This window comes from Actinoallomurus sp. CA-150999 (assembly GCF_050942425.1).
Lineage (GTDB): Bacteria > Actinomycetota > Actinomycetes > Streptosporangiales > Streptosporangiaceae > Actinoallomurus.
In genome coordinates this window covers 9,858,719-9,872,050 of the sequence record NZ_CP192063.1, presented here as the reverse complement: position 1 = coordinate 9,872,050, position 13,332 = coordinate 9,858,719, and the positions used below count along the sequence as shown (strand labels likewise).

The 13,332-nt window shown below is 71.2% G+C and carries 12 protein-coding genes; 5 read left to right on the top strand and 7 right to left on the bottom strand.

Going from position 1 to position 13,332, the window contains the following annotated elements; all coding sequences use genetic code 11:
* Positions 1–50 precede the first annotated feature (50 nt).
* Entirely contained in the window at positions 51–1,937 is a 1,887-nt protein-coding gene (locus ACQP2O_RS45415) for a protein kinase domain-containing protein (RefSeq protein WP_433175632.1), read from the top strand.
* 109 nt (positions 1,938–2,046) lie between these two features.
* Entirely contained in the window at positions 2,047–2,478 is a 432-nt protein-coding gene (locus ACQP2O_RS45410; RefSeq protein WP_433175630.1) for an ATP-binding protein, read from the top strand.
* A gap of 56 nt (positions 2,479–2,534) precedes the next feature.
* Here ACQP2O_RS45410 and ACQP2O_RS45405 read toward each other — a convergent pair whose 3' ends face one another.
* Complete coding sequence (locus ACQP2O_RS45405) at positions 2,535–3,200, bottom strand: response regulator transcription factor (protein WP_433175628.1); 666 nt, start codon at positions 3,198–3,200, stop codon at positions 2,535–2,537.
* Positions 3,197–4,402 carry a sensor histidine kinase gene (locus ACQP2O_RS45400; RefSeq protein ID WP_433175626.1) on the bottom strand — a complete coding sequence of 402 codons (1,206 nt, stop codon included), beginning with the start codon at positions 4,400–4,402 and terminating at the stop codon, positions 3,197–3,199. The genes ACQP2O_RS45405 and ACQP2O_RS45400 overlap by 4 nt, the downstream gene beginning before the upstream one ends.
* Before the next feature lie 308 nt (positions 4,403–4,710).
* Here ACQP2O_RS45400 and ACQP2O_RS45395 point away from each other — a divergent pair, with 308 nt between their 5' ends.
* Positions 4,711–5,856, top strand: coding sequence for an alpha/beta hydrolase (locus tag ACQP2O_RS45395; protein ID WP_433175625.1), 1,146 nt, complete (start codon positions 4,711–4,713; stop codon positions 5,854–5,856).
* Between the two features lie 89 nt (positions 5,857–5,945).
* Here the strand turns inward: ACQP2O_RS45395 and ACQP2O_RS45390 are convergent, their stop codons facing one another.
* A complete protein-coding gene (locus tag ACQP2O_RS45390; RefSeq protein WP_433175623.1) occupies positions 5,946–7,283 on the bottom strand; it encodes a cytochrome P450 in 1,338 nt (445 codons plus the stop codon).
* A gap of 234 nt (positions 7,284–7,517) precedes the next feature.
* On the opposite strand from ACQP2O_RS45390, the gene ACQP2O_RS45385 reads away from it, so the two are divergent.
* Positions 7,518–9,083 carry a cellulose binding domain-containing protein gene (locus ACQP2O_RS45385; RefSeq protein ID WP_433175621.1) on the top strand — a complete coding sequence of 522 codons (1,566 nt, stop codon included), beginning with the start codon at positions 7,518–7,520 and terminating at the stop codon, positions 9,081–9,083.
* Positions 9,084–9,211: 128 nt separating this feature from the next.
* On the top strand, positions 9,212–9,985 hold the full coding sequence (locus ACQP2O_RS45380; RefSeq protein WP_433175620.1) for a DUF427 domain-containing protein: 774 nt from the start codon (positions 9,212–9,214) through the stop codon (positions 9,983–9,985).
* A gap of 135 nt (positions 9,986–10,120) precedes the next feature.
* On the opposite strand, the gene ACQP2O_RS45375 is transcribed toward ACQP2O_RS45380, so the two are convergent.
* The 4 genes from ACQP2O_RS45375 to ACQP2O_RS45360 all read right to left on the bottom strand — a co-directional run bounded on the left by ACQP2O_RS45375 (position 10,121) and on the right by ACQP2O_RS45360 (position 13,269).
* Positions 10,121–10,897, bottom strand: coding sequence for a DeoR/GlpR family DNA-binding transcription regulator (locus tag ACQP2O_RS45375; RefSeq protein ID WP_433175618.1), 777 nt, complete (start codon positions 10,895–10,897; stop codon positions 10,121–10,123).
* A 170-nt stretch (positions 10,898–11,067) separates the two neighbouring features.
* Positions 11,068–11,718 carry a response regulator gene (locus tag ACQP2O_RS45370; protein WP_433175616.1) on the bottom strand — a complete coding sequence of 217 codons (651 nt, stop codon included), beginning with the start codon at positions 11,716–11,718 and terminating at the stop codon, positions 11,068–11,070.
* Complete coding sequence (locus ACQP2O_RS45365; protein WP_433175614.1) at positions 11,715–12,431, bottom strand: sensor histidine kinase; 717 nt, start codon at positions 12,429–12,431, stop codon at positions 11,715–11,717. The genes ACQP2O_RS45370 and ACQP2O_RS45365 overlap by 4 nt, the downstream gene beginning before the upstream one ends.
* Positions 12,432–12,597: 166 nt before the next feature.
* On the bottom strand, positions 12,598–13,269 hold the full coding sequence (locus ACQP2O_RS45360) for a response regulator (RefSeq protein WP_433175612.1): 672 nt from the start codon (positions 13,267–13,269) through the stop codon (positions 12,598–12,600).
* Between the last annotated feature and the right edge of the window lie 63 nt (positions 13,270–13,332).

Sequence of the window (13,332 nt, the reverse complement as noted above, 5' to 3'; positions counted from 1 at the left end):
AGCACCAATCGATTCCGAACCGTCATCAACGATCGGTATCGTCCTCTGCTATGCCATTGGGGGAGGGTTCCGTTCTCGGCCGTCGCTACCGTCTGCTCTCGCAGATCGGAAGAGGCGGCATGGGCACGGTCTGGCGCGCTCACGACGATCTCCTCGCGCGCGACGTCGCGGTCAAGGAGGTCCTGTTCCCGCCCGGGCTCAGCGACGACGAGCACAAGGTGATGTACGAGCGCACGCTCCGGGAGGCGCGGTCGGCCGCACGGCTCAACCATCCGGGCATCGTCACGGTGCACGACGTCGTCGAGGAGGACGGTCGGCCCTGCATCGTCATGGAGTTCGTCCGGTCGCGCTCCCTGCAGGACATCATCGACCAGGACGGCAGGCTCTCTCCGATCCAGGTGGCCGAGATCGGCGGCAAGGTGCTGGCGGCCCTGCGCACGGCGCACGACGCGGGCATCACCCACCGCGACGTCAAGCCGGCCAACGTGCTGCTCGCCGGGGACCTGGAAGATCCGATCACCCGCATCACCCGCGTGGTCATCACCGACTTCGGCATCGCCACCATGGAGGGCGACTCGACGCTCACCCAGACCGGCCTGATCATGGGGTCGCCGGCCTACATCGCGCCTGAGCGGGCCCGGGGCGAGGTGACCTCGCCGGCCTCGGACCTGTGGTCGCTCGGCGCGACGCTGTACGCCGCGGTCGAGGGGAGCTCGCCGCACCACCGGCCCGAGGCGATGGCGGCACTGACCTCGATCATCTCCGAGGAGGCGCCGCCGCCGCGCTACGCCGGCCCGCTCGCGCCGGTGCTCATGGGCCTGCTCGCGAAGGACCCGGCCCAGCGCCTGACCGCCGAGCAGGCCGCGGAGGGGCTGACCCGCGCCGCCCACAGCACCCGGCCACTGCCGGCCCCGGCCACGACCGTCGGCGATGACCAGAAGCCGGCGGCAGGGCAGGACCGGGAGGAGCCGGGACCGTCGGCCGCCGGACCCCGGACGTACGAGCCGACGGCCGCCGGATCTCGGCCACCGTACGAGCCGACGGCCGCCGGGTCCCGGCCGCCGTACGAGCCGTCGGCGGCGGAGCTCCGGCCGCCGTACGAAGCGTCGGCCGCCCTGGCCGAGCCCGGCTCGCGAGCGTACGACCCGACGACGCGGCACGCGGCTCCCGCCGGCGGCGGTTACCCGGACCCGACCGGGCGGGCGCCGGCCCCACGGGGTTCGGGCGGTGCCTTGAACGTCACGGAGGTCTCGCCGGACCAGCCGTGGCCGCGCGCCGACGATCGACCCACGGAGGGCGTTCAGGGCGGGCCGAAGCGGTCGAACACGCGGGCGGTGGTGCTGGCCCTGGTGACCGTGCTGGTCGTCGGGGGAGCCGTCGTCGCGTGGATGGAGCTGCAGGACAAGTCCGCCGGCAGGACGGCCGCATCCGGCAGCCCGAATCCGACCCCGCAGCAGTCCTCGCCGTCTCCGTCGACGACACCCAGTCCGACCATCCCCGCCGGCTTCCGGCTGGTCAAGGCTCAGGACGGATCGAAGCTGGCGGTGCCCGAGGGATGGCAGCGTGACAAGAGAAGCGCCCAGTCCGAACGCTGGATCGACCCCAAGACGGGGGACAACATCCAGCTGGACACCATTCCGTGGGAGACGGCGGACCCGGTGCAGCACTGGCGGGTCTGGAACGGGCCGAGTGTCCTCCCCGGGTACCAGTCGGTGAGCACGCCCCATAGCCTCACGGCCCGCGGCTGGAAGGCTGGGGACATCGAGTACAGCTGGCTGGCCACGTGGAAGGGCACCCGCCAGCGGACGTACGTCCTCGATCGGGGCTTCACCGTGAACGGCCGGCAGTACGCCCTCATGGCCGCCGCCGGGGACCGTGCCACCGCGGCGGACCACTTCAAGAAGGCGTTCACCTGGTTCCAGCCGTCGGCCAACTGACGGAGACCGGCCGCCGGGGCGCCATTTTCCTCACAATGAGTAATCGATCAACACTCTCTGTCACGATGTAAGGCGCAGGTGAGGCGACAGACTCGTGAAGGGAGCTCCCGTGCAATCGACTGTGCGGGCGGCCTATCCGGCGGACCGCACCGCCGTGGCGCAGGCGCGCCGGTTCGTCCGGGACACGCTTCTCGCGTGGGGGGCCGAGGACGCGATCGACGACGCGGTACTGCTGACGAGCGAATTGGCGACCAACGCCGTCACGCACGCGGGCACTCCGTTCGAGGTGATCTGCCGGGTGAACGGCTCCTCGGTCCAGGTGGAGGTGACCGACCGGAACCCCGCCAGGGCGCTACCCGCGCCGCAGGAGAGCTGCGATCTCAGCGTCAGCGGCCGCGGGCTGCTGATGCCCGTCCTGCTGGCCACCGCCTGGGGGGTGTCGTACGCGGCGGAGTCCAAGACGGTCTGGTTCCGCCTCCCCACCCTGGCGGCGTCGAACTGGACGGCGGTGGCCTGCCGGTGCGCGTCGCCGGTGGAGTGACGAGGCACCGGGTGCCAGGGGGCGTCCGGCCGCGACCGAGATCCACCGAACGCCCCCTAGTCGAGCCACCCGGGCTTGACCAGGCCCGTCTCGTACGCCATCACGACGAGCTGCGCGCGGTCGCGCGCGTGCAGCTTGACCATGGTGCGGCTCACGTGCGTCTTGGCGGTCGCGGGGCTCACGACGAGACGCTCGGCGATCTCCTCGTTGGACAGGCCCTCGGCCACCAGCGCCATGACCTCGCGCTCGCGGTCGGTCAGGCCGCGCAGCTCCACCGCGGATCGCGGCTTCTTCGCCTTGGCGGCGAACTCCGCGATGAGGCGCCGGGTCACGCTCGGCGACAGCAGGGCGTCGCCGGAGGCCACCTCGCGTACGCCGCGGATCAGGTCGGTGGGCTCGGTGTCCTTGACCAGGAAGCCGCTGGCGCCGCCGCGCAGCGCCTCGAAGACGTACTCGTCGAGTTCGAATGTCGTGAGGATCACGACCCGGGTGCCCGCGAGCCGGTCGTCGCCGACGATCTCCCGCGTGGCGGCGAGACCGTCGAGCACCGGCATCCGGATGTCCATCAGCACGACGTCGGGCCGTTCCCGCCGGGTCAGGCGCACGGCCTCGGCGCCGTCGCCGGCCTCGGCGACGACCTCGACGTCCGGCTGGGCATCGAGGAGGGCGCGGAATCCGGCCCGGACGAGGGCCTGGTCGTCGGCGAGGAGTACCCGGATCACTCGTGCTCCTTGTTCAGGGCGGGGGTTCCCGCGGTCGTTCCGTCTCCGGGCACCGGGAGCGTCGCGTGAACCCGGAATCCTCCGGTGCCCGGTCGCGGCCCCGCCACGATGTCCCCGCCGAGGGCGGCGACGCGTTCGCGCATGCCCGGAAGACCGTCGCCGCCGCCGGGCAGGTCGCCGGGGGCGCCCCGGCCGTCGTCCTCGATCTCCAGCCGGAGCTCCCCGTCACCGTACGTGACGCGCACGGTGGCGGTCACCCCCGGCCCGGCGTGCCGGGTGACGTTCGTCAGCGCCTCCTGCACGATGCGGAACGCCGCCAGGTCGATCCCGGCGGGCAGCGGGTACGGCCGTCCGTCCGTCCGGGTGTGCACGGTGATTCCCGCGGCCCGTGCGCGGGCGACGAGGTCGTCCAGCCGGGCCAGGCCCGCGGCCGGCGCTCTCGGCGCGTCCTCGTCCACCTGCCGCAGGACTCCGAGCACGGATCGGACCTCGCTCAGCGCCTCCTTGCTGGCCTCCTTGATCGCGGCCAGGGCGGTGCGCGCCTGTTCCGGGCGTTCGTCGATGAGGTGCAGGGCGACTCCCGCCTGGACGTTGATCATCGAGATGTTGTGCGCGAGCACGTCGTGGAGTTCACGCGCGATGCGCAGTCGTTCCTCGCTGGCTCGCCGGCGTTCCTCTTCCGCCCGGGTGCGCCGTGCCTCGGCCGCCCGTTCGCTGCGGATGCGCACCAGCTCGGCCCCGGTCAGGATCAGCAGCAGCCAGGTCAGTGTGACGAGGGCGTGCGCGGCGGTCCACTCCTTGAGGCGGAACGGCCCGAACGGCACCAGGACGCCCAGGGCGTTGAGCAGCGCGAACCCGGCGCCGGTGACGATCCAGGCACTGGTCCGGCGCCCGGCGCTCACCGCCGCGACGATGGCGACCACGAGGCTGAGGAACACCGGACCGAAGACGTACCCGCGCAGGAGATAGCCGTCGGTGAGCGCCAGGACGACCGCGAGGGCGGTGACGGGCAGGCGCCGCCGCGCGAGGAGGGCGGCCGGCCCGGCGATGAGCAGGGCGTACCCCGGTGCGTCCAGGTGCAGGGCCTGGTAGTTCATGTGCCGGTCGGCGCCCGTGGACCCCACCACTTGGATGAGGCCCAGGAGCAGCGGGATCACGAACACCGGCAGTGCGCCGGGCCGCCATCGGGTCGTCGTGCTCACACTCGGAGCGTAAGATGCGGGCGCCCGTCGGGACATCGGGTCGTGGTCGGCATCGCGTGTACGCCGAGAGGAGTATCGGGCCGGCGAGATCCGTATGATTTACCGGCCGATAGCCCTCCAGAGTCGACACTGGGCGGATCGCGGCCGATTTAGGGTGCTGAGGCAACTTTTCCGGCACTTTAGGCATCTTGAGAGGGGAAGGCGGCGGCTCGCGTTACCGTGTTCGGCTGAGTACGGCATCGAGCCATGCTGAGAACTTCCTTAACTTCGGGCCCGTCGGCGGGCGAGCCGGATCTGAGAGGACACCAGTGGGACTGACGAGCGGGGGCTTCTTCGGTTTTCTGATCGTGGTGGCCGTGGGTGTGACGGCGGCGGTCATCTGGTGGTGGCCGAAGTTCGCCGGATCTGGCATCGGTGCGTTCCTGGCCCGGATCGGGCTGTTCCTGACCGCCCAGGTCGCGCTGATCATGGTGTTGCTCACCGGGGTGAACAACTACTTCCTGTTCTACGCCTCGTGGTCCGACCTGATGGGCACGAACAACCAGGGCGTCAAGGTGCAGCTGAACAACGGCAGCACGGCGAGCAAGCCGCAGGGGACCGGACGGCCGCTGGCCCGCCAGGCGACGACCATCGGCCAGAAGAAGAAGGCGGACCCCGCCAAGGACGGCCAGATCGAGCAGGTCCAGATCAGGGGCGACCGCACCGGCCTGACCTCCCAGGCGTACGTCTACCTGCCCCCGCAGTACTTCCAGAAGAAGTACGACAAGCGCCACTTCCCGGTGATGTACGACTTCACGGGCTTCCCGGGTGTTCCGGAGCAGCTCATCACCCGGCTGGGCGTTCCGGCGATCGCCACCAAGGAGATGAACTCCGGCAAGGTGCAGCCGATGGTGATCGTGATGATGCGCCCGTCGCCGACCTCGGTGATGCCGAGGGACACCGAGTGCACGGACGTTCCCGGCGGACCGCAGGTGCTGACGTTCTACTCCCAGGACGTGCCCGAAAGCATCATGTCGACGTACCGGGTGGCGGCGAGCTACCGCGGCTGGGGTGTGATGGGCGACTCGACCGGCGGCTACTGCGCGGTCAAGCTGGCCATGATGCGATCCGACCGGTTCACCGCGGCGGTCTCGATGGCCGGCTACTTCTACCCACGGCAGGACTGGCAGACCGGCGACCTGTACGGAGGCAGCAAGCAGGTGAAGTCGGACAACAGCCTGATCTGGCGGCTGCAGCACCTCCCGCCGCCGCCGATCTCCGTGCTCGTGACCTCGAGCCCGGACGGTGAGCGCGACTTCGGAGAGGCACGGAAGTTCCTTCAGGTGGCGGCCGCGCCCATGACCACCGACAAGATCTTGGTCCCGGGTGGCGGGCACAACCCGCACACCTGGAAGCGGGTCACGCCGGGCGCCCTGGAGTGGATGAGCGCCCACCTGGCCCACGAAGGTTCCTGACGGCCCTCCGGCAGGGCACCCGCCGACGCGGGACGAGACACGCCGTGCGGGTCGGCCACTGCGGGGGCGGCTCGGTACGGCGTGACGGCTCAGCGGCGGGGCTTCGGCCGCCAGCGGATCGGCAGGTGCTTGATGCCGTTGTGGACGTTCGAGCGCAGCCGCCTGGCCTCACCCGCCGGCTCGATGTCGTCGAAGCGGTCGAAGACGGCCGTGAACATCGCGCGCATCTGCATCCGGACCAGGTGCGCGCCGAGGCAGGCGCGCGGGCCGTGGCCGAGCGCGAGGTGGTCGTTCGGGGTGCGTGCCACGTCGAACCGGGTGGGCTCGCCGAACACCTCCTCGTCGCGGTTGGCCGACGAGAGCCACACCACGAGCCGCTCGCCCTTGCGGACCGGGACGTTGCCGACGACGGTGTCGGCCGTGGCCGTACGCCCGACGCACATGACGGGGGACCACCACCGCAGCATCTCCTCGACCGCGGACTCGAGGAGGCTCGGATCGGCGTGCAGCCGCGCCGTCTCGGCCGGATTCTTCAGCAGGGCGACCATCCCGCCGGGAAGCCCGCCCTGCACGGCGTCGTCCCCGGCCGCGGCGAACAGCCGGAAGAGGCTCTCGAACTCCTCCACCGGGTCCGGGCCGGTCTTGCCGCCGGCCTGGTCGACGAGGGCGGTCATGAGGTCGTCGCCGGGATGCCGCCGCTTGTAGTCGGCGAGTTCGCCGGCGTAGAGGCGCAGGTCGGGCAGTGCGGTCTCCGCCTCCAGCCCGTTCGCTTCGGGGGCGGCCGGGCCGTGCGCCCGCGCGGCGACCGCCCGGCGGGCCATGCCGGTGGACCCCGCCGGGTCGAAGGGCGTCGCCGGGGCGTGGCGGGCCGGGTATCCGGCGACCGGACGACGGGTGGCGCGGGCGGACCAGTCGGCGAGCAGCCATCGGTCCGACTCGGGGATCCCGACGAGGTCGGCGAAGGCCAGCAGGGGAAGGTCCGCCGCTATCTCCGCGGCGAAGTCCGCCTCGCCCTTCTCCGCCACCGCGTCCACGAGGGCGTGCGCCCGGGAGTCGATGCGTTCGGGCAGGCAGGCGATGCTGCGCGCGCCGAACGCCTTCGGGAGCCGTCTGCGGAGTCGCGACCGCGCGGGGGGATTCTCGGCCGGGGGCCGGCCGCGTCCGTGGCCGAGATCCTTGTCCGCCGCGCCGCGTACGGAGAAGAGCTTGGGGTTGCGCAGGACCTGACACGCGTCGGCGTGCCGGAGCACCGCCCAGTAGCCGGGCCCGGCGGGCTTGCCGTCCGCCGGTCTCTCTTCGATCCACGCGACCGGCGTCGAGCCCCGGAGCCGGGCCAGCGCGTCGTACGGCACGCCCCGCACGTAGGTGTCGGGGCTGGCGATGGTGTCGGTGTCGGAGACCGGCGTGGCGACTCGTCGTTGAGTCATGAGTTCCCCTCCCGCGTCTAAGGACCGTATCCCGCGCGCGTCCTTCACACCAAGGTCCGGTTCTGGCCGTCGGTCGGGTGACGGGAGCACGAAGGGTCGTTGACGGGCGGGGTCGGGAGGGTTAATCTCGCCTCACTTATAGGAAACTTTCCTGTAAGTGCTCGGGGTCCCCCGCGGGCCGAACCGGTCGGCTCGGCCCGCCCTCCAGGTTTTCCCGCCACACCAGGAGCGACCGTGAGACGTACCATCCCGACCCTTCTCTGTCTCCTGGCGGCCTTGTTGGTCCCGGCCGCCGCGCATGCGGCAGCCGCACCGACGGCCGCCTTCGCCAAGTCGTCCGACTGGGGCACCGGCTACGAGGCCAAGTACACGATCACCGCCGGTGATTCGGCGCTGAACGGCTGGAAGGTGGAGTTCGACCTGCCTTCCGGTGGCTCGGTCGGCTCGTACTGGGACGCGCTCATGACGCAGAGCGGTTCCCACTACACGTTCACCAACCGCGACTACAACGCCCAGGTCCCCGCGGGCGGCTCGGTGAGCTTCGGCTTCATCGGCTCGCCGTCGTCCGCCGTGCCCGCGAACTGCACGCTGAACGGCCAGCCCTGCACGGGCGGCGGCGGGTCGGGTGACACCACCGCTCCGTCGACGCCGACCGGCCTGCAGGCGACCGGCACGACGTCCAGCTCGATCTCCCTGTCGTGGACCGCCTCGACCGACAACGTCGGCGTAACCGGCTACAAGGTCTACGAGGGCTCGTCGGTCGTCGCGAACGTCTCCTCGACCAGCGCCACCGTCGGCGGGCTCGCCGCGAGCAGCTCGCACACCTACCAGGTCAGCGCGTACGACGCCGCGGGCAACGAGTCCGCCAAGAGCGGTTCGGTGACCGCCACCACCCAGCAGGGCGGCGGCGGTGGCTCGCCGGGCGCGATGGCGGCGGCACCGTACCTCTACTTCGGCTGGGGCAGCCCGCCCGACCCGACCACGGTCATGTCCGCGACCGGCGTCAAGTGGTTCACCCTCGCGTTCGTCCTGTCCGACGGCGGCTGCAACCCCGCGTGGGACGGCACCCGGCCGCTGACCGGCGACGACGCCACGAAGATCCAGCAGATCCGGGCCGCCGGCGGTGACGTCATCCCCTCCTTCGGCGGCTGGAGCGGCAACAAGCTGGGCGAGCACTGCTCGACCGCGCAGGACCTGGCCGGCGCCTACCAGAAGGTCATCAACGCCTACGCGCTCAAGGCGATCGACATCGACATCGAGAGCACGGAGTTCGAGAGCGAGGCCAACCAGGATCGCGTCCTGCAGGCCCTGAAGATCATCAAGCAGAACAACTCCGGCGTGAAGGTCATCCTCACCTTCGGCACGACGACGAGCGGCCCGAACTGGTGGGGCACGCGCCTCGTGCAGCAGGCGGCGGCGCTCGGCGTCCCCATCGACACCTTCACGATCATGCCGTTCGACTTCGGCGGCGGTTCGGGGAACATGGGGCAGCTGTCGATCCAGGCGTCCGAGGGCCTGCACAGCGTCCTGAAGCAGAACTACCCCGGCAAGACGGACGCCCAGCTGTACGCCATGCAGGGCATCTCGTCGATGAACGGCAACACCGACCAGAGCGAGACGGTGACGACCGCGGACTTCCAGACGATGCTGTCGTACGCCCAGCAGCACGGCCTGAGCCGGTTCACCTTCTGGTCCGTCAACCGCGACCGCCCCTGCGGCAGCGGCACCGCCTCCGACGCCTGCAGCGGCGTCTCGCAGCAGCCGTGGGACTACACGAAGATCGTGGCGCAGTACTCCTGACCCGGTCACCCACGCGGGCGGGAGCGGTCCTCGCGACCGCCCCGCCCGCGCGGCGCTTCCGCACCCGGAATTCCTCGCCCGGAGCAGAGGTTCTCGTGGTTATGAGCCTCACGTTGCCTGGAGCCCCGTTGTCCGGAAGGCCCGCCGGAGTGTTCAACGGGGACGTCGCCGCCCCGCGTCACCTGCTCTACTTCGAACCGACGCCGAAGCGCGTCCGCGTGGAGTTCGGCGGTGAGTCGATCGCCGACAGCACCGGCGCGCACCTGCTCTTCGAGACCGGGCTCCTGCCCGTCTACTACTTCCCGGTCGCCGACGTGCGCATGGACCTGCTGACGCCGACCGACCACGCGACCCACTGCCCGGTGAAGGGCCAGGCCTCGTACTGGACGGTCTCCGCCGGCGGCCGTACGGCCGAGAACGCCGTATGGGGCTACCCGGACCCGATCGCGCCCTGGCTGGAGGGCTTCGTCTCGTTCTACTGGGACGCCATGGACGCCTGGTACGAAGAGGACGAGCAGGTCTTCGCCCATCCACACGACCCGTACAGCCGCATCGACGTGCTGCGGAGCACCCGGCGCGTCCGGGTGAGCGTGGACGGCACCGTGCTCGCCGAGTCCGAGCGGCCGACGGTGCTGTTCGAGACCGGCCTGCCGGTCCGCTACTACCTGCCCCGCGAGGACGTACGCCTCGACCTGCTCGAGCCGTCCGACACCGAGACCTGGTGCGCCTACAAGGGACGGGCGGGCTACCGGTCGTACGGCGGCGAGGACGTCGCCTGGACGTACGAGGAGCCGCTGCACGACGCCGAGCGCGTCCGGGACCTGGTGTGCTTCTTCAACGAGAAGGTCGACCTGGAGATCGACGGCGAGCCGCAGGAACGCCCGCGATCCCGCTGGTCCTGACCCGCCGGCCGGCCGTGGGCCGCCGCCCTGGCCGGCGGCGTGGCATCTCGCCGAGCCGCGGCCCGTCCACCGCCTTGCCGTTGCCGGCCGCCGTTCCGTGACGGGAGAGGCCTACGGTCCGGTGATCCGGGCCGGTCAGGCGTGGACGACCTTGACGCCGGCCTCTTCGAAGGAACGGGTGTCGGCGCTCGCGTCCGTGACGAGGATGTCGATCTCGCCGACTCCGCAGATCTTGGCGAAGGCGCGCTCGCCGAGCTTGGAGCTGTCCGCCGCGACGACGACCCGCTCCGCGCGTATCGCCATCTGCCGGTTGATGCTCGCCTCGTCCTCGTTGTGGCAGGTGGCGCCGCGTTCGACGTCGAGGCCGCTCACGCCCAGGAACGCGATGTCCAGCGTCACCTGGTCGAACACGCCGTTGGCGAGCGGGCCCACCAGCTCGTACGTCTGCGGCAGCGCGACCCCGCCGGTCAGCACGATCTTCACGTGCGGGCGTACGACGAGCTCGTTGGCGATGTTGAGCGCGTTGGTCACGATCGTGATGGCGGGTGAGCCGTTCTCGGCGTGCAGGTCGGCTCGTGTCGCGAGGGCCCGCGCCAGCTCGGTCGTGGTCGTGCCGCCGTTGACGCCGATGACCGCGCCCGGCTGCACCAGCTCGGCGGCGGCCGCCGCGATGCGCTGCTTCTCCGAGGCACGGCGTGCGCTCTTGTAGCGCAGCGGCAGATCGTAGGTGACCGTGTGCGCGACCGCGCCGCCGCGGGTGCGGGTCAGCATCTGCTGCTGCGCGAGCTGGTCGAAGTCGCGGCGGATGGTCGCGGTCGAGACGGTCAGCTCGGCAGCGGCCTCCTCCACGCTGAGACGCCCCCGGCTCGCCAGGAGCGACAGCAGGTCGTTCCAGCGCTCGTATCTGCTCACCCGCGCCTCCCTCCGCCCGTTGCTCAGTGCGGTAGGCAGGGTGCAGGTCAACGATTAGACCACTTGCCATGCCTGAGCTTTAATGATCGTACATCGCCCCGACCGCGCACGAATGAACATGTTGCGGGAGTAAAGGGAGTGTTCCCTCGAAGTGCGGGCGAACGGCGGGGTCAGGGCAGGAGCCATTCGCCGGTGCTGACGCTGACCAGGCCGTGCCGAGCGGCGACGATGACGGCCTCTCGCTGGGAGTGGACGCCGAGCTTGGTCAGGACGCTCTGCACGTGGCTGCGGGCGGTGCTGCGGGTGATCTTCATGCTGCGCGCGAGCCCGGCGGTGTTCTCGCCGCGGACGAGGCGGGCCAGCACCTCGCGTTCGCGGGGCGTGAGGTAGTCGGCGAGCCGCTGCGCCTCGGTGCGGGCACGGGACGGGAGCCGGCCGGCCGTCTCCGGATCGACGACCACCTCGCCGGCGTGCACCCGGGTCAGCAGGGCGGCGATCTCGCCGGCCTGCTGACCCTTGTGGGCGACGCCGCGTATCCCGGCGGCCAGGGCCGCCTCGACCGTCCCCGGGTCCGTCGAACCGGTCAGCACCACTAACCGGGTCTGCGGCGCGGCCGCGACCAGCGTCGGCAGGGTGCTCAGCACCGAACCCGTGGGGAACTGCAGGTCGATCAGGCACACATCGGCGTGCACCTCCGGCAGCAGCCGCAGGACGGCGTCGGGGGAGTAGACCACGCCGACCACGGCGTGCCCCTTCTCGCGCAGCACGAGGGCGAGCGAGTCGGCGAACACGGCGTGGTCGTCGCAGATGAGAACCCTCATGGACGGTCCGCCGCGGGCAGCAGGATCCGCACTCGCGCCCCGCCGAGCTCGCAGCTCCGTATCTCGATCATGCCTCCGTACTCGGAGATCAGGTCGTTCACGATGCCCAGCCCGAGAGAGGCCAGGCCGCTCGTCCCGGCGCCGAACCCCGGGCCGTCGTCGTCGACCTGGACGACCGTCCAGCCCGACTCGACGCTCACGAACACCTCGACGCGGTCCCGGGCGATCCGGTGGGCGTTGTCCAGGACGTTGCGTACGGCGCGCCACAGCGCGAGCGGATCGATGTGCGCCCAGGCCGGGCCGCCGGCGTACCCGATGCGGCGCGGCGAGGACAGCCGCAGACCGGCGGCGATCTCGCCGACGAGCCGGTCCACCCGGACCCGCTCCGGGCCGACCGGCACCTGCCCCTCCTCCTCGGCGTCGAGCTGCCGGAGCAGGTGGTCGAGCCAGCGCGTCTCACCGAGCAGCGCCTCGACGCGTTCCCGGCTGGCGGGGCCGATGTCGTCGGAGACCGCGACGGCGGACGCGAGCATGATGATCGTGCCGAGTTCGTGGCGGATGTCGTGGCGGATCCGGCGACGCCAGAGCGCCGGGTCGCCGGTCAGCGCCGGGTCGCCGGTCTCGGTGTCGCAGGGCGGCGACTCGGGCTTCGCGACGCAGCCGACGAGCGCGGATGGGCTCGGCGGCGAGGATCGCGCCTGCGCACTGATCATGAAGACCCCCGTCTCAGGAAGTGGACTGACCGTATCGACGGTCACCCTGTACGACGCGGGTGTCCAGGTAAGTGGCCGCAACCAGACCCGACCTGGCCACAGGTGGTCATGGCGTCACTGTGCGTGAACCGTGCTTGTAATCCGGGCGTCGCAGCGCATACGCGCGTCAGTGCGGCGACCCGTCGTGCGGATCGGCGGGCGTGACCCCGGCGCGCATGGCGATCGTGATGGCCTCCACCGTCGAGTGCGCACCGAGCTTGGCCAGCAGGTTCTGGGTGTGGGTGCGCACCGTGTTGGCCGACAGGCCGAGCCGGTCCGCGATCCACGTCCGGTTCAGCCCGTCCACCATGCCCTGTAAAACGTCGCGTTCACGCGGCGTGAGCCGGGCCAGGACGCCTTCGGTCGTCTCCCCGGTGGTGAGCAGCCGGCGGAGCACGTCGCCGAGGACGTCCGGCGGGATCCAGCCGCCCCGCCCCGCCGCACCGCGCACCACCCGCGCGACGAGGTCGGCGCTCTCCGTCTTCGGCACCCAGGCGACCGCGCCGTGCCGTAGCGCGGTCACCATGGGGGCCAGGTCGGTGATCGCGCTGAGGATCACGACGCGTACCGGCGGGTGGCGGCGTCGCAGGAGGTCGAGCATGTCCAGCCCGCTCTCGTCGCCGAGAACGAAGTCGAGCACGACGACGTCGGGCGCCTCGGTGGCGACCAGCGCGGAGGCGCGCCGGACGTCGCCCGCGACGGGCAGCACCTCAAGGTCGGGTTCCGCGGCCAGCCGGGCCGCGAGCGCCTCGGCGAACAGCGCGTGATCATCGACGATGAGGACACGGATGGACCTCATGGCACGAGGATGGCCGAACCGGCGCCGTCACAGATCCCGCATTTGACGGAGACGGACCGGTGT